A 23,507-nucleotide genomic window follows, 5' to 3' on the forward strand; every position below is an offset into this window, starting at 1 on the left:
ACTCTCAATTAAAAAACCGGACATGCGGCGCTGCAGCAAGGCCGGAGCCGCCGGGCGGCGGCGCCTCAGGGCCGGCGGGCGTGCAGGATGAAGCGGCGATACAGCAGGGTGCGCAGCCGGTTGCGCAGGCTGGCGCCCTGGCGCTGGGCGCGGGCGATCGGCGCATGCGGGCCGAAGGCGATGGCGGTGAAGCCGGCCCGCTCCACCAGCGGCGCCAGGATCTCCGGCGTCAGCCCCTGGCCGAAGGGCAGTTCGCGCATGATGGCGGCGTGGCGGTCGAGATCGGCGGCCGGCGCGACCCCGGCCCTGCGGTCCAGCCAGGCCAGGGCCTGCCGCGCCAGCCGGCCCGGCAGGCCGTTGGGCGTGGCGAAATCGCCATCGAACACCAGCAGATGCCCGCCCGGCTTCAGCACCCGGGCCCATTCGGCCAGCGCCGCCTGCGGGTCGGTCAGGGTCCAGACCAGATGGCGGCAGACCACGGCGTCGTAGCGCCCCGCCGGCTCCCGCGTGTATTCGGCATCGGCCAGGATGAAGCGGACCCCGGCATCGCCGGCATGCTTGGCGCGGGCGCGGGCCAGCATCGCCTCGGAGAAGTCGAGCCCGGTGACGCGGTGGCCGAGCCGGCGCAGCGCGCCCGTCACCTCGCCGGTGCCGCAGGCCAGCTCCAGCACCTCCAGCGGCGCGGCGCCCAGCCGGGCGCGGATCGCATCCTGCCAGGCCTCGCGCTCCGCCCCGGGCGGGATGCGGTGGCCGAAATGGCTGTCGAAGCTCGCGGCCCGCGCGCTCCAGTAATCGCGGATCTCTTCCTTGAGGGCGTAGTTGGCGGACATGGCGTCACCATCGGAGCGGGAGGACGGGCACCGGGCCGGATGTCCGGCATCGCCGGCGGGGCGCCGTCAGGGCATGGATCTGGCGCAACCGGGCGATTCTTCGGCCTCAGGCGCCCCCATTCTGTAGCCGAGGCAGGGCGGCCCCGGGAAGCGCCCCGCGCGCGTCCGGCGCGGCGCGGAAACGCTCGCGATAGCCGCCCGGGCTGGTGCCGAGCAGGCGGAGGAAGCTGCGCCGCATCGTCTCCTCCGTGCCGAAGCCGCAGCGCTGGGCGATACGCTTGGCCGGCCAGGGCGTGTCCAGCAGCAGGCGGCGCGCCGCCTCGACGCGCAGCCGCTCCACCGCGCGGGCCGGGGTCAGGCCGGTGGCGGCGGCGTGGTGGCGGCTGAAGCTGCGCTCGCTCATGCCGGCGCGCTGCGCCAGGGCGGCCAGCGACAGATCCTCCCCCGGATGCGCGGCGATCCAGCGATGCAGCGCGCCGAAGCGGTCCTCCGCCGCCTGCAGCGACAGCGCCGCGCTGAACTGCGCCTGGCCGCCGGGGCGCTTCAGGAACACCACCAGATGCCGCGCGACCGACAGGGCCAGGGCGCCGCCGGCATCCTCCTCGACCAGGGCAAGCGCCAGGTCGATGCCGGCGGTGACGCCGGCCGAGCTCCACACCGCGCCGTCGCGCAGGAAGATCGGCTCGGCCTCGACCCGGGCCTCGGGGTGGCGGCGGGCCAGCTCGGCGCACCAGCGCCAATGGGTGGCGACGCGCCTGCCCGCCAGCAGCCCCGCCGCGCCCAGCAGGAAGGCGCCGCTGCAGACCGAGGCGGTGCGCCGCGCCCGCGCCGCGCGGCCGGCGATCCAGGCCGGCAGCGCACCGGCCACACAGGCGGCATGCACGCCGGGGCCGCCGGCCACCAGCAGCGTGTCCACCGCCTCCCCCTCCCCCGGCAGCGGCGCCGCCAGCAGGCCGAGCCCGGCCGAGCTCTGCACCACCGCCTCCGCCGCTACCAGGCGCGGGGCGTAGGGGGGCGGGCGGCCGGCGGCCTCCTCCAGCTGGTTGGCCGTGGCGAAGACCTGCAAGGGCCCGGCGATGTCGAGCAGCTGGGCCTGCGGGAAGCCCAGGATCTCGATCGGCCGCGGCGCCGCGCCGGCCGGGGCGGGCAGCGGGGCGGTGGCGGCGCCTGGCGGGAAAGGTGGGGATTCTGGCATCTCCGCCAGAGCATGGCGTGGCAGGCTGCCGCCTGTCCAACGGAGAAGGAAATGCCATGGCGCTGCAGATCGGCCTGCTGCTGTTCCCCAAGGTCCAGCAGCTCGACCTCACCGGCCCGCATGAGGTCTTCGCCGCCATCCCCGATGCCAGGGTGCATCTGGTGTGGCGCGACCGGACGCCCGTCGCCGCCTCCAGCGGCATGATGCTGGCGCCCGACATGGATTTCGCTCAGTGCCCGCAGCTCGACATCCTCTGCGTGCCCGGTGGCGCGGGGGTGAATGCGCTGCTGGAGGACCAGGAGGTGCTGGATTTCCTGCGCCGCCAGGCGGCGGGGGCGCGCTTCGTCACCTCGGTCTGCACCGGGGCGCTGGTGCTGGGGGCGGCGGGGCTGCTGCGCGGCCGCCGCGCCACCACCCATTGGAACGCGCAGGATCTGCTGCCGCATTACGGCGCCATCCCGGTGGCCGAGCGCGTGGTGCGCGACGGCAGCCTCATGACCGGCGGCGGCGTCACCGCCGGCATCGATTTCGCGCTCACTTTGGCGGCGGAGCTGGCCGGGCGGGAGGCGGGCGAGGCGATCCAGCTCGCCCTGGAATACGCCCCGGCCCCGCCCTTCGATGCCGGCCGGCCGGAGACGGCGCCGCCGGCGGTGCTGGAGCGGGTGCGGGCCCGCACCGGCGCGATGCGCGCCGAGCGGCAGCGCCTGGCCGAGGCCCATGCGGCCAGAGCCGGCCAGGCGGCCCACTGAAAGACAGCCCGGCCGGGCGAAAGACCGCCCGGCCGGGAGGGCCGCCTCAGGCGGCGGCGTAGGTGACGCGGATCTCGCCCACACCCTCGCAGGTGCCGTGCAGCGTGTCGCCGGGCTTGACGCTGCTGACGCCGGCCGGGGTGCCGGTCATGATCAGGTCGCCCGGCTGCAGCGCGACATAGCGCGACAGGAAGGCGATCGCCTCCGGCACCGTCCAGATCATCTGGTTCAGGTCGCCGGTCTGCTGCACCTTGCCATTCACCGTCACCTCGATCTTGCCCTGGGTCGGGTGGCCGATGCGCGCGGCCGGCACGATCGGGCTGATCGGGCAGGACTGGTCGAAGCCCTTGGACAGCTCCCAGGGGCGGGCCAGCTTCTTGGCCTCCGCCTGGATGTCGCGGCGCGTCATGTCGAGGCCGACGGCATAGCCATAGACATGCTCCAGCGCCTTGTCCTCGGCGATGTTGCTGCCGCCCTTGCCGATGGCGACCACCATCTCGATCTCGTGGTGCAGATCCTGCGTCACCGAGGGGAAGGGCAGCTCGCCGCCCGGATTCACCGCATCGGCCGGCTTGGCGAAGAAGAAGGGCGGCTCGCGCGTCGGGTCATGCCCCATCTCGCGCGCATGGTCGGCGAAGTTGCGGCCGACGCACCAGATGCGGCGCACCGGGAAGACGGCCTCCTCCCCCTGCACCGGGACAAAGGGAAGCGGCGGCGCGCTGACGACGTAGTTCATCGGTCCGATCCTTCTCTGCCGCCGGGGCGGCGGCTCAACCAATCCGAAAATTGGTTATGCCGACCGACCGGTGACGTCAAGCGGGGGCGCCTCAGCCCCGCACATCGGCGCCGCCGAAGACCAGCTGGTTGCGCAGGGCCGGGTCGAACAGGCCATAGGGGAAGCGCGGCTCGCCGCGGCTGGCCGCCTCCAGCGCCGCCAGATGCCCGGGCGTCAGGGCCAGGCCGAGGGCGGCGACATTGTCGGCCACCTGCTCCACCCGGCTCACCCCCATCAGCGTGGTGGCGACGCCGGGGCGCCCCGCCACCCAGGCCAGGGCGACGCGCGCCGGGCTCTCGCCCATCTCGGCGGCGACGGCCTTCAGCGCGTCGACGATCGCCCAGTTGCGCGCGGTGAACAGCGAATCGCCGAAGGGATTGTCGCCATCCAGCCGCTTGTCGCCCGGCGGCCGCGCCTGGCCGGGGGCATCCGCCTGGTTGGGCAGGCCGCCCTGGCGCGGCGCCGCGGCCTCGATGGCGGCGCGGTCGTATTTGCCGGTGAGCAGCCCATAGGCGAGCGGGCTCCAGGGCACCAGCCCCAGCCCCAGGGCGCGCGCCAGCGGGACATGCTCGTGCTCCACCCCGCGCTCGACCAGCGAGTAGAAATATTGCAGCCCGATCGGCGCCGGCAGGCCGCGCGCCTGCGCCAAGGTCGCGAGCTGCGCCGCATACCAGGCCGGCATGTTGGACAGGCCCCAGTAGCGGATCTTCCCGGCCTGGATCAGCGCCGCCATGGTCTGCAGCAGCTCCTCGGCCGGGGTGACGCCGTCCCACACATGGATCCAGTAGAGGTCGATGACATCGGTGCGCAGCCGGCGCAGCGAACCCTCCACCGCCGCGGGGACATGCCGCGCGCCATGGCCGCCCTGATGCAGCCCCGGCCCGGTGGAAAAGCCGGATTTGGTGGCGATGACCATGCGCTGGCGCAAGCCGGCCTCGGCGATGAAGCGGCCGACCATCTCCTCGGAGCGGCCGGCGGAATAGACATCCGCCGTGTCGACCAGATTGCCGCCGAGTTCGACATAGCGCTCGAAGATGGCGCGGCTGCCGGCCTCGTCGGCGCCCCAGCGCGCGGTGCCGAAGGTCATGGTGCCGAGGGCCAGCGGGCTGACCAGCAGGCCGGAGCGGCCGAGCGGACGGTAGGTGTCGAGCGGCATGGGCGGTCCTCGCTTGTTCCGCCCTGTTATGGATTGGCGGTACCGGCCGGATTAGGGCCATAACCCAGCATGGGTTGCTGAAGGATTCTCAGGAATGGACCGCGAGCTCTGGTCCGGCCTGGCGGTGTTCGCCGAGATCGTCGAGGCCGGCAGCTTCGCCCGGGCGGCGACGCGGCTCGGCCTCTCGGCCTCGGCGCTCAGCCATGCGATGCGCGGGCTGGAGGAGCGGCTGGGCCTGCGGCTGCTCGACCGCACCACCCGCTCCCTCTCCCCCACCGCGGCGGGGGAGCAGCTGCTGCTGCGGCTGCGCCCGGCCATGGCCTCGGTGGCGGAGATCCTGGGCGAGCTGGATGGCGCGCGCGACCGGCCGGCGGGGCGGGTGCGGGTCAATGCGCACCGGCCGGCCGCCGTGCATGTGGTGCTGCCGCGGCTGGCCCTGCTGGCGCGACGCTGCCCGGAGGTGGCGGTGGAGCTGGTGGTGAATGACGGGCTGGTCGACATCGTCGCCGAGCGCTTCGATTGCGGCGTGCGGCACGAGGGCGCGCTGCAGGCCGACATGATCGCGCTGCGCATCAGCGAGCCCATGGCGCTGGTCTTCGCCGCCGCCCCCGCCTATCTGGCGGCGCAGGGCGTGCCCGCGGCGCCGGAGGATCTCGGCCGGCATCGCTGCATCAGCTATCGCCACACCTCCTCCGGCGCGCTGCATCGCTGGGAATTCCTGCAGGGCGACACGGTGTTCCAGCGCGCCGTGCCGGAGAGCTTCGTCACCAATGATGCCGATATGATGCGCGACGCGGCGCTGGCCGGCCTCGGCATCGCCTGCCTGCTGCAGGCGCAGGCGGCGCCGCATCTGCGCGACGGCGCGCTGGTCGAGGTGCTGCCGGGCTGGGCACCGATGCTCGCCGCCAACCATCTCTATTATCCCAGCCGCCGCCAGCCCAGCGCCGCCTTCCGCGCCTTCCTGGAGGTGATGCGGGGCTGAGGCGCTACTCCAGCCGGAAGCCCTTGCCGCGCACGAAGGCGCCGAAGCCGGCGCGCTCGGGCACGGAGTATTGCCGGGTCTTGTCCTCCGACCAGCCATACTCCTCCGCCTCGCCGAAGCGCTCCGTGTGGCGCTGCGCCGCATAGGGCTGCACCGCGCGGCGGCGCCGGTCATAGTCGGCGAGCTTCTCCCGCAGCCCGGCCTCGTCATAGCGGTCGCGATGCAGGGTGACGTCGAGGCCGAGGCGCGGGCTCAGCACCCCGCCGAAGGCGGGCCAGCCGATGCCGAGCCCGGCCACCGGGAAGACATGGTCCGGCAGGCCGAGCAGGTCCGACACCTCGGCGGCGCGGTTGCGGATGGCGCTGACCGGGCAGGCGCCGAGCCCCACCCGGTCCGCCGCGGCGAGGAAGGTGGCCAGCACGATCCCGGCATCGAGCGAGGCGTTGAAGAAGGCGTCCAGATGGTCGTTGACGAAGGGCCGCTCCCGCCATTCGAACATCAGGCGGTGGCGCCGGTTGTTGGCGCAGAACACCAGGAAGGCCGGCGCCTCCCGCGCCCAGGGATTGTCCGGGATCAGCGCGTGCAGCCGCTCGCGCTGCGCCGGGTCGGCGATGATGATGATATCGGCCTGCTGCAGGTCGGATTTGGAGGGCGCCGAGAGCGCCACGGCGCACAGCGTCTCCAGCAGCGCCGGATCGACGGGCCTGTCGGCGTAGCGGCGGATGACGCGGCGATCGGCCATGGCGGCGAGCGTCTCGGCCCCCTCCGGCGCGGCCCGAAGCTCGGGGGCCGAACCGAATCTCGACTGCAGAATGGCTTTCAGACGTTCCAGCAAGCGCGCGCCCCCTCCTGATCGGGCGCCGGGACGCGGCGGACTCGGCCGCCCCCGGCGCGGGCCCATCAAGGCGCCGAATGGCGGCCCCGACAAGGGCGCCGGGCCGCCCGGGGCGGCGAGGCGCCGCCGGCGCAGCCTCAGCCCGCCGCCTCCTGCCATTGCGGCAGCGGGAAGGCGCGGTCATAGGCCAGGTTGAACAGGAAGGCATAGGCCACGTAGAAGCCGGCGATGGCGGCATCCATCACGAAGGCCTGCAGCAGGGTGATGCCGAGATACCAGGCGATGGGCGGCATCAGGATCAGCAGCAGCCCGGCCTCGAACAGCAGCGCGTGCAGCACGCGCAGCCGCAGGCTCTTGTTGGTGTGGCCCAGCCAGCGCTGCATGGCCCGGTCGAAGCCGAGATTGTAGACATAGTTCCACAAGGTGGCCGCCATGGCGCTGCCCAGGCCGATGACCCCCATGGTCTCGGCCGGCAGGCCGAAGACCAGCCCGCCCAGCGGAATGATGAGGGCCAGGCCGATCACCTCGAACAGGAAGGCGTGGCGGATGCGATCGCGGGTGGTACGCACGGTCGAAGGTCCTGAGATCTGCGAAAAGGAGCGCGCTTCTCCTGCAGATTCCCGGGAGATGAAAGTTAGAAGCCATCTGGAAATCAGATAGATGACCGTGTCGCTGGACCAGCTCGAAGCCTTTGTGGCGGCGGCCGAGACGGGCTCCTTCTCCGCCGCCGCGCGCCGGCTGCGCAAGGCGCAGTCGGCCGTCAGCACCCAGGTGGCCAATCTGGAGACCGATCTCGGCCTGGCGCTGTTCAGCCGCGCCGGCCGCAGCCCGGTGCTGACGCCGGCGGGCGAGCGGCTGCTGCTGGAGGCGCGGGTGGTGCTGGAGCGGCGCGAGCATCTGATCGGCGTCGCCGCCAGCATGGAGCAGCATGTCGAGAGCCGGCTGGTGGTGGCGATCGACGAGCTCTATCCCGAGCACGCGCTGGGCACCCTCTTCGCCGATTTCGCCCGCGCCTTCCCCTATGTCGAGCTCGAATTGCTGTTCCCGCTGATGGAGGATGTCAGCCGCCTGGTGCAGCAGGGCAGCGCCGATCTCGGGGTGATGTGGCGGCAGGAGCGGCTGCCGACCGATCTCGGCTTCCAGACCATCGGCTGGGTGCCGCTGAAATTCGTCTGCGGCCGCGGCCATCCGCTGGCCAAGGCGCGGGTCGCGTGGGAGGAGCTGAAGCGCCACCGGCAGATCCTGGTCGCCGCCCGCAGCGACGGCGCAGAGAAGCAGCGCCTGCGCGTCGCCGCCGAGGTCTGGTGGGTGGAGAGCCACTGGGTGATCCTGGAGATGGTCAAGCACGGCATCGGCTGGGCCTTCGTCTCCGACCATGTCATCGCCGCCTCCCCCGCCGCGCCGGCGCTGGTGACGCCGGACCTGCAATTCGACAATGGCGACTGGCCGGTGGCGCTGGAGATGGTCTGGCACAAGCAGCGCCCGGCGGGGCCGGCCATGCGCTGGCTGCGCGATCGCTTCGCCGCCGCGCGGATCAACGGGCTGCGGGGCCCGGGCGCCGCGCCGGGCTGAGCGGGCCGCTGGCAGGGTGGCCGCGCCCGGCCGGCCGCTCACCAGAGCGCGGGCTTGGCGATCATCAGCCAGAAGATCAGCAGCACCCCGATGAAGGCGGGCCAGCCCAGGATGAACCAGTAGCGGGCATAGCGGTGGAACAGCGGCGGCAGGGCCTGGCCGGCGGCGGCCGCCTGTTCGGCCATGCGGTGCAGCCGGATCTGCAGCCAGACCACTGGCAGCCAGCAGGCGCCGACCAGCACATAGAGGATCAGCGCCGCCACCAGCCAGGAGGAGGTCAGCGGGAAGCCCGCGGTGAGCGCCAGCAGCACGCCGGTGACCGGCTGCACCACCACGGCGGGCGCGGTGAACAGCCAGTCGGCCAGCACGACGCTGCGCCCGACCGCCGCCGCATGGCGCGCATCGCCGCTGCGATGCGCCATCCAGCCATGGAAGGCGGTGCCGAGGCCGGTGCCGAACAGCAGGGTCGAGCTGATGATATGCGCCCATTTCAGGAACTGGTAGTCGTCCATGCCCTCACTCCCGCGTGGCGTAGAGCGCCAGGATCGCGCCCAGCATCGCCGCGTTCTTCAGCAGCGGGCCGAAGGGGTCGGCCCAGGCCGCCGGCGCGGCCAGCGAGGCCAGCACCGTGAAGCCCAGCGTGACGGCGAGCTGCGCCAGGCAGACCGCCGCCGTCCAGCGCGGCAGCGCCAGCACCGCCCCGCCGAGCGCGGCATCCAGCGCGGCGCCGCCATAGATCGCCACGAGCCCCGCCGCGCCATGCAGCCCGAGCCCCGCCACCAGCGCATCGGAGACGGCGCGCGGCGCGACGAAGACGGTCACGACGGCCGTGCCGATCCAGACCGTGGCCAGGGCGAGGCGCAGCAGCGGCCGGATGGCGAAGCTGCGGGCATGCACGAGATCGGAGGGCGCCGAGGGCTCGGCGGCCAGCGCCTCCGCCAGCGGGCGCGGCGCCCAGCCCAGGGCGGCGCGGGCCGGGGCGGGATCGGCCACATTGCCGCGCGCCAGCATGGCCAGCGTCTCCGGCGTCAGCGGCGCGCCCGGCAGCCGGCCGCCCAGCCGCGCCCCCAGCCGCAGCAGCGCGGCCGGCACAGCAACAGGGCGGCGGGGCGGCAGGCCGAGCCAGCCGCGCAGCGCCGCCGTCAGCGCATCGGTGCTCATCGCCTCCGGCCCGACCAGGTCGAGGAGCGGCGGCACGGCGGGGGCCTCGAGCAGCTCGGCCACGGCACGGGCAAAATCGCTGACATGGATCGGCTGCACCCGCCATTCGCCAGGGCCGAGGTGCAGCGGCACGGGCAGCGCGGCCAGGGCCGAGAACAGGCCGGTGCTGTAGCCGCCCCGGCCGATGACCAGGGAGGGCCGCAACACGCACCAGCCCTGGCGCTTCTCCTGCTGTCGCAGGGCCAGCAGCCGGTCGTCGGCCACACGCTTGGTGCGCAGGAAGCGGGTCTCGCCCGCGGCGGCACCGAGCGCCGAGACCTGCACCAGATGCGCGATCCCGGCCTGGGCGCAGGCCTCGAACAGGGCGGCGGGGCCGGAGCCGTGCAGCGCCTCCAGCGGGCCGTCCAGCGCCCCCGCCGCATTGACCACCGCCTCCACCCCGGCCAGCCGCGGCAGCCAGGCGGCGGCGCCGTCGCGGGCCAGCTCGGCGATGACCGGGGAGGCGCCCGGAAAACGCCGCCGCAGCGCCGCGGCATCGCGCCCGCAGGGCAGGACCTCATGCCCCCGCTCCCGCAGGGCGGCGGCGATGCGCGCACCCAGGAACCCGCCGGCGCCGACGACCAGGACCCGCATGCCCCGCCACCCCCTTGCATCGCCCCCAGCCTAGGTCCGCCCGAGGCGGGGAGGAAGGGAGGGCGGACCGATATCCGGCGGGCCGGATCCCGCCCATCGGGTACCCCCGGGCGAAGGCGGCGCTAGCGTCCCGGCCGCCGCAGCGTGGCGATGGCCACCACCAGCGTGACGCCGGCGATCAGCGCCGCGACGGCGGCCAGGGCGACGGACAGCGACATCGCCGTCAGCAGCGCGCTGGCGAAGATGACACCGACGGAATTCGCCGTGCGCAGCAGCGCGAACAGCTCGGCCCGGCGATGCGGCGGCGCCAGCGTGTCGAGGGTGAGCGAGTAATGCGTGCCCAGCGGCGCCAGCACCGCGCCGATCAGCACCGTGCCCAGCACCGTCACCGCCATGGACAGGTTCAGCGCCACCAGCAGCGCGCCCAGCGCCATGGTGCCGAGCTGCGCCAGCACCACGAGCCGCGCCGGCCGCCGGTTGCGCCAGCTGACCCAGAGCCCGCCCGCCACCGCCGCCAGGCAGAGCGGCACGGTGAACAGGATGGCCAGCGCCGGCACATGGCCGAAGCGCAGCGCCAGGGCGACGGCGCCGATCTCGACCGCGGCGACGGTCGCGCCGCCCGCCGCGGCGCAGAGCAGCCAGAGCGCGATGGCCGGGCTCGGCGCCGCGCCCCCGGGCGGCAGCGCGCCGCCGCTGCGGCGGGCGCCGGTGTCGGGCACCAGCAGCGCCGGCAGCGCGCCGAGCCCGGCCACCGCCAGCACCGCCAGCACCGGCGAGACGCTGCCGAGGACGGAGGCGGCAACCGGCGCCAGCACGAAGGTCGCCTCGTTCAGCGTGGCGGCGATGCCGAGCGCCCGCGGCAGCCGGTCGGCGGGGGTCAGCTGGTTCAGCACCGCGCGCAGGAAGCCGAAGGCCGCGCCATGCACCGAGCCGGCCAGGGCGGCGGCCAGCACCAGCCAGGGAAAGGGCGCGCCGAGCGCCGCCAGCAGCGCGACCAGGCCGAGCCCGGCCGTGCGCAGCCCGATCAGCAGCCGCAGGCATTGCGCCGGCGGCCGGTCGGCCCCCAGCCGGGAGAGCGGGATGGCGCCCGCCACCTGCGCCAGGGTCATCGCCAGGATCAGCGCCGCGCCCAATCCGGCATCGCCGGTCAGCCCCAGCGCCAGCAGCGAGAAGGCGACCGGCCCGGCCGCCTGCGGCAGGCTGAGCGTGGCGGAGGCGGCGAACCAGCGCAGCAGCGCGGCGCGGCGCGGCGGCGGCGGGTCGCCCTGCGTCAGGGCAGCGGGCGGCGCGGCCGGGCTCATCGCCCGCCCCGCCGGACCAGGGCGCCGCCCGCCGCGCACCGGCCTGGGTGCGGCGCACAAAATCCGTCGCGGGGCCGGGGCAGGATGTGCATCATACTGCACCGGAGTGTATGAGCACTATAATGCGCAATCAAGCCGACCGAACCGAGGTGCTGGCGCATGTCGCCGAGAATCTGCGTCGCTTCCGCCAGCGCGCCGGGCTGAGCCAAAGCGCCCTCGCCGCCGCCTCCGGCCTCAGCCGCCGCATGATCGTCAGCCTGGAGGGGGGCGAGACCAATATCAGCCTGGCCAGCCTGGACCGGCTGGCCGAGGCGCTCGGCGTCAGCTTCGTGCAGATGGTCAGCCACCCGCAGGCCGATCCGGGGCGGGTCGAGGCGCTGGCCTGGCGCGGCGCCAGCCCGGACAGCCGCGCCACCCTGCTCGGCAGCGTGCCGGCGCGCAGCTGGGCGGAGCTGTGGTCCTGGTCCCTGGCGCCCGGCGAGCGCTATGCCGCCGGCCCGGCCCCCTCCGGCTGGCACGCCATGATCGCCGTCACCGAGGGGCGGCTGCGGCTGGAGCTGGCCGAGGGCATCCGCCAGGTGCCACGGGGCGATTTCACCATCTTCGATGCCGCGCAGCGCTTCGCCTATGTGAATGACGGCGAGGAGACGGTGCGCTTCCTCTGCCATGTGGTGGCCTGAGCGGTCCGCCGCCGCGGAACCTGCCTCCTCGGCCGTTTGCACCGGGACGCCGTTTGCACCTAAACACGGGCATGCCCAGCCCGCCGCCCCGTAGCCCCGGCCCGCGCGCCGACGCGGCGCCGGAGACGCCCGCCGCCGCGCCGCGCGGCACGCCGGTGCTGGCGCTGCTGCAGGGCTACCTGGCCAACACCCCCCTGCCCCCCGACGGGCAGCTGCCGCCGGAGCGGATGCTGGCCGCCGCGCTCGGCATCTCCCGCGCCGAGCTGCGCAAGGCGCTGGCGGCGATGGAGGCGGAGGGGCAGATCTGGCGCCATGTCGGCAAGGGCACCTTCCTCGGCGCCCGGCCGCTGGCGGCGATCGGCGATGTGGCGGCGCTGGCCGGCCGCGCCGGCCTGGCCGACGTCATGCAGGCGCGGCTGGTGCTGGAGCCGCAGCTGGCGGCGCTCGCCGCGCGCGAGGCCGATGCGGCGCAGCGCGCCGCGCTGCTGGCCCTGGCGAAGCCGCCCGCACGCCCGCTCTCCTGGCGGGAGTTCGAGAGCCTGGATGCCGGCCTGCACCGCGCCATCGCCGAGGCCGCCGGCAATCTCAGCCTGCTGCATGTCTTCGACCTGCTGGCGGCGATGCGCCGGGCGCTGACCTGGTCGCGCCCGCGGCAGCGGCCCGACGGGCCGCCGCCCGACCATCATTCCTTCGCCGAGCATGGCCGCATCGTCGCCGCCATCGCCGCCGGCGACGCGGCTGCGGCGGCGGCCGAGATGCGCGCCCATGTCGAGGGGGTGCGGCGCCGCCTGCCGGGCTGAGCCGCTCGCGCAGCCGGCATTGGCGCCGGCCGGCGGCTTGCGCCATGCCGGGGCGCCACCGCCACGCTCCGGGGAGGGAGCCGCATGCGCCGCATCATCGACCTGTCCATCGCCCTCGAGAATGACGTGCCCGCCGACCCGCCGATCCAGAAGGTGGAGATCGCCTACCAGACGCATCGCGAGACGGCGGGGCTGGTGGCCTCGCTGTTCCCGGGCATGAAGCCCGAGGATCTGCCGGAGGGCGAGGGCTGGGCGGTGGAGACGCTGCGCGTCTCCAGCCACAACGGCACGCATCTCGACGCGCCCTGGCATTACCACAGCACGATGGATGGCGGGCAGCGCGCCATCACCATCGACGAGGTGCCGCTGGAATGGTGCCTGCAGCCGGGGGTGAAGCTGGATTTCCGGCATCTGCCGGACGGCCATGTGGTCAGCCCGGCGGAGATCGATGCCGAGCTGGCGCGGATCGGCCACTCTCTGCGGCCGCTGGAGATCGTGCTGATCAACACCGCGGCCGGCGCCGCCTTCGGCCAGCCGGACTACATCCATCGCGGCTGCGGCGTCGGGCGCGCGGGCACGCTGCATCTGCTGCGCCAGGGGGTGCGGGTGGTCGGCACCGATGGCTGGAGCTGGGACGCGCCCTTCCTGCACACCGCCCGCCGCTATGCCGAGACCGGCGATGCCAGCCTGATCTGGGAAGGCCACAAGGCCGGGCGCGAGGCCGGCTATTGCCAGATCGAGAAGCTGCACGGGCTGGAGGCGCTGCCGCCGGACGGCTTCCAGGTCTCCTGCCTGCCGGTGAAGATCCGCGGCGGCTCGGCCGGCTGGACGCGGGCGGTGGCGATCCTGGAGGAATGAGCGCCAAGCCGCCGCCACCGCCCGGCAATTGCGGCCGGGCCAGCGCCGCACGCGGCGCGTGTGGCGGCGGCGGGGAGATCGCCGATTTCTTAAATTACTAACGGTTTATTACTTCACCCGCCCGGATCATTTTTTCATCTGTATTTGAAGGCAGAATAAAAAATCACTTTTCCGTGGAATTCCGCTGCGGACAGGTCTAAATTGCTGCGTGGCAGGGGCGCGCGCTCCGCCTGGCTTCGACTCCGGACCGTGGCCGGACACGCTGCGCCACGCGCCGGTGCCTGCTGGAGACCCGCTGCATGTCGCATAGCCTCAGTGCCGAGCAGAAGCGGCGCTTCGCCGTGTTCCGCATGACCGAGGAGGATGTGGCGACGCTGCAGGGGCTGTCCGGCTTCGCGCAGCAGCGCCTGCCCGCGCTGCTCGAGGCGCTGCATGCCGAGCTCTCCGCCTGGCCGGAGATCCGCGATGCGCTGAGCAAGCCCGAGGTGCACAAGGTGCGCGTGGCGCACTGGATCCGCGTCGCCTCCGGCCAGTTCGGCGAGGGCTTCATGGATTCCGCCCGGGCCCTGGCCAGCGCCTTCTACAAGCATGGCGTGCCCGGCTATGCGGTGACCATCTGCCACGCCACGGTGATCAACGCCGTGCTGGCCGAGCTGGAGGCGACGCCCCGCCAGGGCGGCTGGTTCGCCCGCAAGGACCAGGGGCTGCAGCTGCGCCGGGCGCTGAACCGCGCCGCCTGGGTCGACCTCGAAGTGCTGCTGGAAACCTATGCCGAGGCCGAGAAATCCAGCAAGCAGGCGGCCATGAACAGCGTGGCCGATGATTTCCAGAAGCGCGTGCAGGGCGCAATCGGGTCCATCGGCCAGTCGGTGCGGCAGATGGAGGAGGCGGTGCGCACCATGTCGGGCAGCGCCGAGCAGTCGCTGCGCAATGTCGAGGCGGTGGCCGGCGCCAGCCAGGCCGCCTCGGGCGAGGTGGCGACCGTCGCCGCCGCGGCCGACGAGCTCTCCGCCTCGGTGAACGAGATCACCCGCCAGGTCAGCCAGTCCGCCACCATCGCCACCCAGGCGGTGGCCGAGGCGCGGCGCACCGACGGCATCGTGCAGGCCCTGGCCGAGGGCGCCGGGCGCATCGGCGAGGTGGTGCGGCTGATCAGCGACATCGCCGGCCAGACCAATCTGCTGGCGCTGAACGCGACGATCGAGGCGGCGCGCGCCGGCGATGCCGGCAAGGGCTTCGCGGTGGTCGCCTCGGAGGTGAAGAACCTCGCCACCCAGACCGCCAAGGCCACCGAGGATATCAGCCAGCAGATCGGCCAGATCCAGTCGGCGACCGGCGACGCGGTGCGCGCCATCCAGGGCATCGCCTCGACCATCGACGGCATCAACCAGGTGGTGTCCAGCATCTCCGCCGCCGTCGAGGAGCAGGGCTCGGCCACCGCCGAGATCGCCCGCAGCGCCCGCATGGCGTCCGAGGGCAATCAGCGCGTCACCAACCTGATGCAGGAGGTCGGCAAGCGCGCCGAGGAAACCCGCGAGATCGCCGGCACGCTCAGCCGCAGCTCGGGCGAGCTGGGCACGCAGACCGGCGGGCTGAACACCGCGGTGGGCCAGTTCCTGGACAATCTGCGCAGGGCTTGAGACGGAACCGCCTTGTTGTTGCGGGATCGGTGCGGTGTGATGGGGCGGCACGCAGAGGAGCCCGCCATGCCTGACGAGCAGACCAAGCCCGCCATCCCGCCGGCGCCCCGGGCCGGCAAGAACCCGCTGCCCCCCGCCGCGCCGGCACCGCAGGCCGCGGCGGAATTGTCGGCCGAGGAGCTGGACCAGCTGGCCGGCGCCGGGCCCCGCCATGCGCATTTCTCCTGACGCGGTCGCGGGCCAGACATGACGCAGCATGATCCGAAGGCGGCGCCCACCCCGGCGCCGCCCGCATCCGGGCCGGCCGCGCCGCCCACGCCTCCGCCCGCCGAACTGTCGGAGGAGGCGCTGAACGGTATCGTCGGCGGCGTCGCCCCGGGGCGCGGCCTGTCCTGAACGCCAGGCCGGGCGCTGCCCGGCCTAGTCGGGCTGGATCCGCGCCTCCCGCACCACCTGGGTCCATTCGGCCAGCTCGCGCTCCACCCGCGCCTGCAATTCCGCGGGCTGCTGCAGGCGGATGATGGCGCCCTGCTCCTCCGCCCGGCGGCGGAATTCGGCGCTGTCCACCACGCTGTTGCAGGCCTCGCTCAGGCGCCGCAGCACCGGCTCGGGCGTGCCGGCGGGGGCGAAGACGGCGAACCAGCCGATCACCTCCAGATCGGGCAGCCCGGCCTCGGCCAGCGTCGGCACATCGGGCAGGGCCGGGTGGCGCTGCGCCGCGGTGATGGCGATGGCGCGCAACCGGCCCTCGCGCACGAAGGGCATCAGCGGCGGCGGCGTGGTCATCATCATCTGCACCCGCCCGGCCACCAGATCCTGCGTCGCCGGGCCGGTGCCGCGATAGGGCACATGCACCATCTGCGCCCCGCTGCGTAGCTTCAGCAGCTCCGTCCCCAGATGCTGCAGCGAGCCGGTGCCGGCGGAGGCATAGTTCAGCTGCCCCGGATGGGCCTTGGCATAGGCCACCAGCTCGGCGAGCGTCGTCGCCGGGATGGAGGGGTGCAGGAAGATCACCTGCGGCGCCTCCAGCAGCAGGGAGACGGCGGCGAAGTCGCGCTTCACGTCATAGCCGGGATTGGGCAGCAGCGCCGGCGTGCCGGTGTGGTAACCGGAATACTGCACCAGCAGCCTGGTCCCGTCGGGGCGGGCCCGCGCCACATCCTGCGTGCCCAGCGCGCCATTGGCGCCGGCCTTGTTCTCCACCACCACCGTCTGGCCGAGCTGGCGCGACAGCGGCTCGGCCAGCAGGCGCGCGGCGAAATCGGTGGTGCCGGCGGGCGCCGTCGGCACCACCAGGGTGATGCTGCCCGAAGGCGCCCCGCCTTGCGCCCGGGCGCCGCGCGCCCCGGCCAAGGCCGCCCCCGCGGCCAGCGCCGCCCCCAGCGCCCGGCGGCGCCCCATGCCTGTCGTTCCGGACATGGCTTCCTCCCTGTTCTGCTTGCCGCCAGCATGGCGGGGCGGCGGGGGCGGGCCAAGCGCTTCCTGCAAGGATCGCGGGGTGCCGGGCAGCAGGGGGATGGATCGTGATCCGGCGGGCCAGGGCATCCTGCCGGCCGGCGCCGCCGGCGGAAGCCCCGCTCCGGCCTAGCCGCCAAGCTCGCCGCGCAGCGCCTGCATGCGGGCCAGGATGCGCTCGGCCGCGCCATCGCTCTCCTCCAGCCGGGTCGGCTGCGACAGCGCCGCCAGCTCGTTGCGCACATCGCGCGTGGCATTCTGCACCGGCGGCGTGCCCTGCAGCTCCTGCGGCGCGCGGCGCAGCGTGTCATGCGCCTGCTGCGCCGCCGCCTTCAGGTCCATGCGCGCCGGCGTCATGCCGCGCTGCGCATTGCCGGCCGGCTCCCGCCCGCTGCGCTCGATCGCCTGGCGCAGCTGGCCGATGGTGCCGTCCAACATCGCCAGCCAGGCCTGGCGGTCGGGCGCCGCATGGGTGGGGCTGGGCGGCTGGATGGTGTCCGATTGCGGCCGCCCGCCCGCGCCACCGCCCTGCGGCGGCACGGTGGCGGCGGGCTGCGCCAGGGCCGGCGCGGCGCCGAGGGCGAGCACGCCGGCCAGGGCCAGAACATGGTTGCGCATGGTGTCTCTCCTGCGGGGGTCCTGCCTCAGCAACAGCCCCGCGCGCGGCGGGTTCGCCCCTTGCCGGGGCGGGCCGCGCATCGCAGCATCGCCGCCATGAGCCTCGCATCGCCCACCCTGGCCGAGACCATCCGCCTGCGCCTCGCCGAGGACATCCATGCCGGCCAGCTGCCGCCGGGCGCCGAGATCGATGAGAGCGCCCTGGCCGAGCGCTTCGGCGCCTCCCGCACCCCCGTGCGTGAGGCACTGCGCGAGCTGGCGGCGCAGGGGCTGGTGGAGATCGTGCCGCGGCGCGGCGCCCGCGTGGCGCGCGTCACGCTGGAGCAGCTGGGCGAGCTGTTCGAGCTGCTGGCCGAGACCGAGGCGATGTGCGCCCGCTTCGCCACCTGGCGCATGACGGCGACCGAGCGCTTCGCGCTGCAGCGGCTGCAGGCGGAGTTCGCGCCGCGGCCGGAGGAGGCGCCCGGCGCGCTGGCCGATTACGACAGCTACAATCGCCGCTTCCACGAGCTGATCTATCGCGGCACGCATAATGGCATGCTGGCCGCGCATGCGGCGGCGCTGCGCCAGCGGCTCGACCCCTATCGCCGCGCCCAGTACCGCGGCGACCGGCGCATCGAGCAATCCTATGCCGAGCACCAGGCGGTGCTGGACCGCATGCTGCGCGGCGCGGGGGAGGAGGCGGCGCAGCTGATGCGGGCGCATATGCTCTCGGCCAGCGCGGCGCTGGCGCGGCTGGTGCAGGGCGGCTTCGCCCCGGATGTCGGCACGCCGCCCGGCTGAGCCGGTTTCTGCATACAAAATCGTGTTCCATCACCCCTTTCGCATATTTTCCCGTTCCCGCACCCCGGCTCCTGCGCTCTACTGGCCCGGAGCGGGCGGCCCGACCGCCCCGGAGAGGGAGAAATGCCCATGGCGCTGTCCATCACCCTTGGCGCGCGCAGCTGGGTCGAGCGGCTGTGGTCCGGCATCGCCGATCGCGGCCGCCCTTACGCCGATGTGCCGACCGCGACGACGCCGCCGCTGGACCGGGCGCGGCTGCTGGCCAGCGCCCTGCTGTCCGAGCGCGGCGAGGCCTCGGGCGCCGCCGTCGCGCGCGAGCTGCTGCAGGTGCTCGGCCAGCTGCAGGCCGGTGACCGCGCCGCCTTCCGCCATTTCCTGGCCAGCGACTTCGCCCCCGACACGGCGAAGCTGCGCGCCGCCGCCGAGGCCTATCTGGCCGATGCCTCGCCCGAGCGCGCCATGGCCTTGTTCGAATGCGCCGAGCCGCCGCGCCAGGAGCTGCTGCGGCGGATGAACATGGCGCCCGGCGGCACCGCCGCGCTGGTGGCGCTGCGCACCGAGCTGCTCTCCACCCTGAAGCGCGACCCGGCGCTGAAGCCGCTGGACACCGATCTGCGGCATCTCTTCACCTCCTGGTTCAACCGGGGCTTCCTGGAGCTGCGGCGGATCGACTGGGACACGCCGGCGGCGATCCTGGAGAAGCTGATCCGCTACGAGGCGGTGCATGAGATCGAGGGCTGGGAGGATCTGCGCCGCCGCCTGGCGCCCGACCGCCGCTGCTTCGGCTTCTTCCACCGCGCGCTTCCGGGCGAGCCGCTGATCTTCGTCGAGGTGGCGCTGGTCCGCGGCCTGGCCTCGGCCATCCAGCCGCTGCTGGCCCGCTCGGCCGACCCGGCGCCGGCCCCCGAGCCCGGCTTCGACACGGCGATCTTCTATTCCATCTCCAACTGCCAGGAGGGGCTGCGCGGCATCTCCTTCGGCAATTTCCTGATCAAGCAGGTGGTGGAGGAGCTGAAGGCCGAGCTGCCGGGGCTGACGCAATTCTCCACCCTCTCCCCGGTGCCGGGCTTCCGCCGCTGGCTGAAGCGCCGGCTGGACCGCGACGGCAACGCGCTGACGCCGGAGGAGCGCGGCGCGCTGGCCGCGCTGCTGCCGGCGCCGCAGGAGGAGAGCGCCGAGGCCGACGCACCCTCTGCCGCCGCGCTGGTCGAGGGGGTTGCGAAGGGGGAGTGGTGGCGCGACAAGGCGCGCGAGGCGGCGCTGCGCGCGCCGCTGCTGCGCCTCGTGGCCGAGTACCTGACCCGCCCCAACAGCGGCATGGGCGCGATCGATCCGGTCGCGCGCTTCCATCTCGGCAATGGCGCGCAGCTCGAGCGGATCAACTGGCTCGGCAACACGGCGCCGCGCGGCATGGAGGAATCCTTCGGGGTGATGGTGAACTACCTCTACGACCCGGAGCGGATCGAGGCGAACCACGAGGCCTTCACGCGTTCCGGCACCATCGCCCGCTCCGCCGCGGTGGAGGCGATGCTGGCGCAGCCGCGCCTGCCGGCGCCGCCCTCCGGCGGCCGCACCCTGCTGCCGCGCCTGCTCGGCGGCGGCTCCGCCGCCCCGGCCGGCGGCGCGGCCAAGGACCAGGCCCTCAAGGACCAGGCCCCGAAGGATCCGCCGCTGAAGGACAAGGCCGCCCGCGCGGCGGCCAAGACGCCACCCGCCCCGGCGGGCGAGGAGGACTGACCCCTCCCCCCGCCTGACATCGTCCGGGCCGCGCCGGCCTCCCCGGCGCCGCGCCCCAAATCGCGGCAAGCGATCCGAACCGGTTCACCGGTGACTTCCCGCCCGCGCCGGGCCTGATCCGTCAGGCCAGCACTCCACAGGCCAGCACTGCACACAGGAACGTCCAAGACCATGTCACCCGCCCTCGCCTCGACCCTCGGGCTCGTCGTGATGTTCGTGCTCGGCACGGCGCTGCCCATCAACATGGGCGCCCTGGCCTTCGCCCTGGCCTTCCTGATCGGCGTCTTCGCCGTCGGCATGTCGGCCAATGCCATCCTGCAGAGCTTCCCCGGCGACCTCTTCGTCACCCTGGTCGGCATCACCTATCTCTTCGCCATCGCGCAGAAGAACGGCACCATCGACCTGCTGGTGCACTGGGCGGTGCGCGCCGTCGGCGGCCGCATCGCCGCCATCCCCTGGGTGATGTTCTGCGTCGCCGCCCTGCTGACGGCGATCGGCGCCGTCAGCCCGGCGGCGGTGGCCATCATCGCGCCGATCGCGCTGCGCTTCGCCCGCCACTACAATATCGACCCGCTGATGATGGGCCTGATCGTGGTGCATGGCGCGCAGGGCGGCGGCTTCTCGCCGATCTCGATCTATGGCGGCATCACCAACCAGATCGTGCAGCGCGCCGGCCTGCCCGGCGACGAGATGGCGCTGTTCCTGGCCAGCCTGATCTTCAACCTGCTGGTCTCCATCGCGCTGTTCTTCGTCTTCGGCGGCGCCAGGCTGCTCGGCCGGCGTGATGGCGTGGCGCATGCGGAGTTCGAAGAGGGCGGCCGCGCCTCGCTGCCGGTGCGCGGCCATGGCGGCACCCCAGCCGCGCCGCGCAATGGCGAGCCGCATGGCGCCCCGGAACTCGACCGCGACCGGCTGCTGACGCTGATCGGCCTGCTGGTGCTGGGCGTCGGCTCGCTCGGCTTCGGGCTGAATGTCGGCATGATGGCGATCACGGTGGCCGTGGCGCTGGCGCTGCTCTCGCCCCATTCGCAGAAGGGCGCCATCGACAAGGTCAGCTGGTCGACCGTGCTGCTGATCGCCGGCGTCATCACCTATGTCGGCGTGCTGCAGACCTCGGGCGCCATCGACATGGTCAGCAATGGCGTGGCCGGGCTCGGCACCCCGCTGCTGGCGGCGCTGCTGCTCTGCTACATTGGCGGCGTGGTCTCGGCCTTTGCCTCCTCCACCGGCGTGCTGGGGGCCATCATCCCGCTGGCCGTGCCCTTCCTCGCCGGCGGCGAGATCGGCGCGGTGGGCATGGTGGCGGCGCTGGCCATTTCGTCCACCATCGTCGATGTCAGCCCCTTCTCGACCAATGGCGCGCTGGTGCTGGCCAATGCGCCGGAGGGCGAGCGGGAGAAGCTGTTCCGCCGCTTCCTGATCTATAGCGGTCTGGTGGTGGTGGCCGGCCCGCTGCTGGCCTGGGCCGCGCTGATCCTGCCGGGCTGGCTGTAAGCCCCGATGGTCCGCGGGGCCCCGGCCCCGCCTCTGCTGCCCCGCGGGGCTCCGGCCCCGCCTCCGCTGTCCCGCGGAGCTCCGCCCCGCCTGCGCTACGACGCTGCAAGAAGGAAGAAACGACGTGACGGCTGAACCGACCGGCCCCCTGAAGGGGCTTCGCGTGGTGGATCTGACCCGGGTTCTGGCGGGGCCGACCGCCACGCAGATGCTGGGCGATCTGGGCGCCGAGGTGATCAAGATCGAGCGGCCCGAGGCCGGTGACGACACCCGCGGCTTCGCCCCCCCCTATGTGCCGAACACGCGGGAGAGCGCCTATTTCGTCGGCGTCAACCGCAACAAGAAGTCGGTCACCGTCGACATCGCCAGGCCCGAGGGCCAGGCGATCGTGCACAGGCTGCTCGAGACCGCCGATATCCTGGTCGAGAACTTCAAGGTCGGCGCCCTGGCGAAATACGGCCTCGGCTGGGAGCAGCTGAAGGAAAAATACCCGAAGCTGATCTACTGCTCGATCACCGGCTTCGGCCAGACCGGCCCCTACGCCCCGCGCCCGGGCTATGACGCGCTGATCCAGGCGATGGGCGGTGTCATGTCGCTCACCGGCGAGATTGAGGGCGAGCCGCAGAAGGTCGGCATCCCCGTGGCCGACCTGTTCGCCGGCCTCTATGGCACGATCGGCGTGCTGGCCGCGCTGCGCCATCGCGAGGCGACCGGCCAGGGCCAGCAGATCGATATCGGCATGCTGGACACCCATGTGGCCTGGCTGGCGAACCAGGGCATGAACTACCTGGCGACCGGCCAGAACCCGCCGCGCCTGTCCAACCAGCACCCCAACATCGTGCCCTACCAGGTCTTCCCGACCGCGGATGGCTACATGGTGCTGTCGATCGGCAACGACCCGACCTTCGAGCGCTTCTGCCGCAATTTCGGCCTGGAGCACCTGCTGGAGGATGAGCGCTACGCCACCAACGCCGCGCGCGTCGCCAACCGCGCCCTGGTAACCGAGACGATGACGACGCTGACCCGCACCCGGCCCACCAGGGAGTGGATCGCGCAGCTGGAGGCGCTGAAGATCGGCTGCGGCCCGATCAACACGCTGCAGGACGTCTTCGCCGACCCGCATGTGGTGGCGCGCAACATGGTGGTGGAGATGCCGCACGCCTCGGGCGAGACGGTGAAGGTCATCGCCAATCCGGTGAAGCTCTCGGCGACGCCGCCGGACTACCGCTCGGCCGCGCCGCTGCTCGGCCAGCACACCGAGGAGGTGCTGCGGGGCCTGGGCTTCGGCGCGGAGGACATCGCCGCGATGAAGCAGGGCGGCATCGTCTGACACGCCAGCTCGGGCACGGCGGGGGTGGCGCGCACAGCGCTACCCCTCACCCCCTCGTCACTGGCCAGGGCGCGGCCGGCCGGGCATCTCCTGGGCGACCAGCGAGGAGATGAGGATGGGTCTGTTCGACCGGCTGCGCGCCCTGTTCGGCGGGCAGCCCGCCACGCCCCCCTCCGCCCCCCCTGCCCCGGCGCCGGAATCGCCGCCGGATTCGGCCGCCACCGAGGCCAGCCAGGCGGCGCGCGACGCCTACTGGGCGGGCATCGGCCAGGTCGAGGGCGATGTGATGGCCCATCTGATCAGCCCCGGGCTGATGGGCGGCACCTCCTGGCCCACCACACGCCAGGCCTATCGTGTCATCCGCCGCGGCGATTCGCTGATCCTGGCGACCGACGGCCTGTCCGATCCGTTCGACCGCGTCACCGGCGGCGGCAATGGCTTCGGCATGGAGCTGTTCCTGGAGACCGCCGAGATCGACCCCGCCCTGGCCGGCGCGCCGGGCGATGTCAGCCAACTCGGCCGTTCCTGGGCCTTCGAGATCCTGCAGAATGTCGCCGCCAGCGTGGCCGGCGCCGGCGGCGTGGTGCCGATGCTGGAGCGGCATGGCGTGCTGTCGATGGAGCTGCCCGGCGTCAGCCAGGCGCACAGCCTGCCGCGGCAATTGCCGCCCGGCTTCGCCACGGAGGATGATTCGCTCGGTGTGCTGATCGGCGGCCCGGCGCCGGATTTTGCCACCACGGTGCCGGGCATGCCGCTCTCCCCCGTGCTGATGGTGCCGGTGGTGCTGCTGCGCGCGGCGGAGCTGGAGACGCTGCGCCAGGGCGGCGCCGAGGCGCGCCGGGCGCTGGCGGAGCGGCTGGCGGCCAGCCCCGCGCGCCACCGCTCCAGCCTGTCGCGCCCGGCCATGGCCTAGCGTGCCGCCG

Annotated in this window: 24 protein-coding genes; 13 read left to right on the forward strand and 11 right to left on the reverse strand. The window is 73.4% G+C overall.

Translation table 11 applies throughout. The annotated features are described in order from the left end of the window. Positions 1 to 65 precede the first annotated feature (65 nt). Complete coding sequence (locus QE401_RS02230; RefSeq protein ID WP_307136627.1) at positions 66 to 830, reverse strand: class I SAM-dependent methyltransferase; 765 nt, start codon at positions 828 to 830, stop codon at positions 66 to 68. Between the two features lie 106 nt (positions 831 to 936). Then, positions 937 to 2,025 (reverse strand): GlxA family transcriptional regulator, encoded by a 1,089-nt coding sequence (locus QE401_RS02235; RefSeq protein ID WP_307136628.1) that lies wholly within the window; start codon positions 2,023 to 2,025, stop codon positions 937 to 939. 56 nt (positions 2,026 to 2,081) lie between these two features. Here QE401_RS02235 and QE401_RS02240 point away from each other — a divergent pair, with 56 nt between their 5' ends. Further along, positions 2,082 to 2,774, forward strand: coding sequence for a DJ-1/PfpI family protein (locus tag QE401_RS02240; RefSeq protein WP_307136629.1), 693 nt, complete (start codon positions 2,082 to 2,084; stop codon positions 2,772 to 2,774). Positions 2,775 to 2,820: 46 nt separating this feature from the next. On the opposite strand, the gene QE401_RS02245 is transcribed toward QE401_RS02240, so the two are convergent. Both QE401_RS02245 and QE401_RS02250 read right to left on the reverse strand, forming a co-directional pair. Next, positions 2,821 to 3,510, reverse strand: a complete 690-nt coding sequence (locus QE401_RS02245; RefSeq protein ID WP_307136630.1) for a fumarylacetoacetate hydrolase family protein — start codon at positions 3,508 to 3,510, stop codon at positions 2,821 to 2,823. 91 nt (positions 3,511 to 3,601) lie between these two features. Next, positions 3,602 to 4,705 carry an aldo/keto reductase gene (locus QE401_RS02250; protein ID WP_307136631.1) on the reverse strand — a complete coding sequence of 368 codons (1,104 nt, stop codon included), beginning with the start codon at positions 4,703 to 4,705 and terminating at the stop codon, positions 3,602 to 3,604. Between the two features lie 94 nt (positions 4,706 to 4,799). Here QE401_RS02250 and QE401_RS02255 point away from each other — a divergent pair, with 94 nt between their 5' ends. Beyond that, entirely contained in the window at positions 4,800 to 5,687 is an 888-nt protein-coding gene (locus tag QE401_RS02255; RefSeq protein ID WP_307136632.1) for a LysR family transcriptional regulator, read from the forward strand. A 4-nt stretch (positions 5,688 to 5,691) separates the two neighbouring features. Here QE401_RS02255 and QE401_RS02260 read toward each other — a convergent pair whose 3' ends face one another. Further along, a complete protein-coding gene (locus tag QE401_RS02260; RefSeq protein ID WP_307136633.1) occupies positions 5,692 to 6,522 on the reverse strand; it encodes a nitroreductase family protein in 831 nt (276 codons plus the stop codon). Positions 6,523 to 6,659: 137 nt separating this feature from the next. Continuing rightward, on the reverse strand, positions 6,660 to 7,091 hold the full coding sequence (locus QE401_RS02265) for a PACE efflux transporter (RefSeq protein WP_307136634.1): 432 nt from the start codon (positions 7,089 to 7,091) through the stop codon (positions 6,660 to 6,662). Between the two features lie 91 nt (positions 7,092 to 7,182). Here QE401_RS02265 and QE401_RS02270 point away from each other — a divergent pair, with 91 nt between their 5' ends. Beyond that, positions 7,183 to 8,094: a LysR family transcriptional regulator gene (locus QE401_RS02270; RefSeq protein ID WP_307136635.1), complete on the forward strand. Its 912-nt coding sequence runs from the start codon at positions 7,183 to 7,185 to the stop codon at positions 8,092 to 8,094. Positions 8,095 to 8,132: 38 nt separating this feature from the next. Here QE401_RS02270 and QE401_RS02275 read toward each other — a convergent pair whose 3' ends face one another. The 3 genes from QE401_RS02275 to QE401_RS02285 form a co-directional block, all read right to left on the reverse strand. Next, a complete protein-coding gene (locus tag QE401_RS02275; RefSeq protein ID WP_307136636.1) occupies positions 8,133 to 8,606 on the reverse strand; it encodes a DUF2269 family protein in 474 nt (157 codons plus the stop codon). Between the two features lie 4 nt (positions 8,607 to 8,610). Further along, positions 8,611 to 9,888, reverse strand: a complete 1,278-nt coding sequence (locus QE401_RS02280) for a DoxX-like family protein (protein WP_307136637.1) — start codon at positions 9,886 to 9,888, stop codon at positions 8,611 to 8,613. Between the two features lie 122 nt (positions 9,889 to 10,010). After that, the gene (locus QE401_RS02285) at positions 10,011 to 11,189 is read right to left on the reverse strand and encodes an MFS transporter (protein ID WP_307136638.1); all 1,179 of its coding nucleotides are present in this window, start codon (positions 11,187 to 11,189) and stop codon (positions 10,011 to 10,013) included. A 122-nt stretch (positions 11,190 to 11,311) separates the two neighbouring features. Here QE401_RS02285 and QE401_RS02290 point away from each other — a divergent pair, with 122 nt between their 5' ends. From QE401_RS02290 to QE401_RS02310, 5 genes are all read left to right on the forward strand, one after another. Then, positions 11,312 to 11,869 carry a helix-turn-helix domain-containing protein gene (locus QE401_RS02290; RefSeq protein WP_307136639.1) on the forward strand — a complete coding sequence of 186 codons (558 nt, stop codon included), beginning with the start codon at positions 11,312 to 11,314 and terminating at the stop codon, positions 11,867 to 11,869. Between the two features lie 71 nt (positions 11,870 to 11,940). Further along, positions 11,941 to 12,669 (forward strand): FadR/GntR family transcriptional regulator, encoded by a 729-nt coding sequence (locus QE401_RS02295; protein WP_307136640.1) that lies wholly within the window; start codon positions 11,941 to 11,943, stop codon positions 12,667 to 12,669. Between the two features lie 84 nt (positions 12,670 to 12,753). Next, entirely contained in the window at positions 12,754 to 13,527 is a 774-nt protein-coding gene (locus tag QE401_RS02300) for a cyclase family protein (protein WP_307136641.1), read from the forward strand. Between the two features lie 299 nt (positions 13,528 to 13,826). Continuing rightward, on the forward strand, positions 13,827 to 15,167 hold the full coding sequence (locus QE401_RS02305) for a globin-coupled sensor protein (protein ID WP_307136642.1): 1,341 nt from the start codon (positions 13,827 to 13,829) through the stop codon (positions 15,165 to 15,167). Between the two features lie 66 nt (positions 15,168 to 15,233). Next, entirely contained in the window at positions 15,234 to 15,395 is a 162-nt protein-coding gene (locus tag QE401_RS02310) for a hypothetical protein (RefSeq protein WP_307136643.1), read from the forward strand. A 192-nt stretch (positions 15,396 to 15,587) separates the two neighbouring features. On the opposite strand, the gene QE401_RS02315 is transcribed toward QE401_RS02310, so the two are convergent. Together QE401_RS02315 and QE401_RS02320 are read right to left on the reverse strand one after the other, a co-directional pair. Beyond that, positions 15,588 to 16,586 (reverse strand): Bug family tripartite tricarboxylate transporter substrate binding protein, encoded by a 999-nt coding sequence (locus QE401_RS02315; RefSeq protein WP_307136644.1) that lies wholly within the window; start codon positions 16,584 to 16,586, stop codon positions 15,588 to 15,590. Positions 16,587 to 16,751: 165 nt separating this feature from the next. Further along, positions 16,752 to 17,240: a hypothetical protein gene (locus tag QE401_RS02320; RefSeq protein ID WP_307136645.1), complete on the reverse strand. Its 489-nt coding sequence runs from the start codon at positions 17,238 to 17,240 to the stop codon at positions 16,752 to 16,754. 96 nt (positions 17,241 to 17,336) lie between these two features. Between QE401_RS02320 and QE401_RS02325 the strand changes: the two genes are divergently transcribed. The 5 genes from QE401_RS02325 to QE401_RS02345 all read left to right on the forward strand — a co-directional run bounded on the left by QE401_RS02325 (position 17,337) and on the right by QE401_RS02345 (position 23,497). Further along, positions 17,337 to 18,023, forward strand: a complete 687-nt coding sequence (locus QE401_RS02325) for a GntR family transcriptional regulator (protein WP_307136646.1) — start codon at positions 17,337 to 17,339, stop codon at positions 18,021 to 18,023. A gap of 129 nt (positions 18,024 to 18,152) precedes the next feature. Continuing rightward, the gene (locus QE401_RS02330; RefSeq protein ID WP_307136647.1) at positions 18,153 to 19,760 is read left to right on the forward strand and encodes a malonyl-CoA decarboxylase; all 1,608 of its coding nucleotides are present in this window, start codon (positions 18,153 to 18,155) and stop codon (positions 19,758 to 19,760) included. Between the two features lie 171 nt (positions 19,761 to 19,931). Continuing rightward, positions 19,932 to 21,254, forward strand: coding sequence for an SLC13 family permease (locus tag QE401_RS02335; protein ID WP_307136648.1), 1,323 nt, complete (start codon positions 19,932 to 19,934; stop codon positions 21,252 to 21,254). 124 nt (positions 21,255 to 21,378) lie between these two features. After that, positions 21,379 to 22,584 (forward strand): CaiB/BaiF CoA transferase family protein, encoded by a 1,206-nt coding sequence (locus tag QE401_RS02340; protein WP_307136649.1) that lies wholly within the window; start codon positions 21,379 to 21,381, stop codon positions 22,582 to 22,584. Positions 22,585 to 22,699: 115 nt separating this feature from the next. Beyond that, the gene (locus QE401_RS02345) at positions 22,700 to 23,497 is read left to right on the forward strand and encodes a suppressor of fused domain protein (RefSeq protein WP_307136650.1); all 798 of its coding nucleotides are present in this window, start codon (positions 22,700 to 22,702) and stop codon (positions 23,495 to 23,497) included. Positions 23,498 to 23,507: the final 10 nt, after the last annotated feature.

Origin of the sequence: Pseudoroseomonas cervicalis (assembly GCF_030818485.1) — a bacterium.
Taxonomy (GTDB): Bacteria; Pseudomonadota; Alphaproteobacteria; order Acetobacterales; family Acetobacteraceae; genus Pseudoroseomonas; species Pseudoroseomonas cervicalis_A.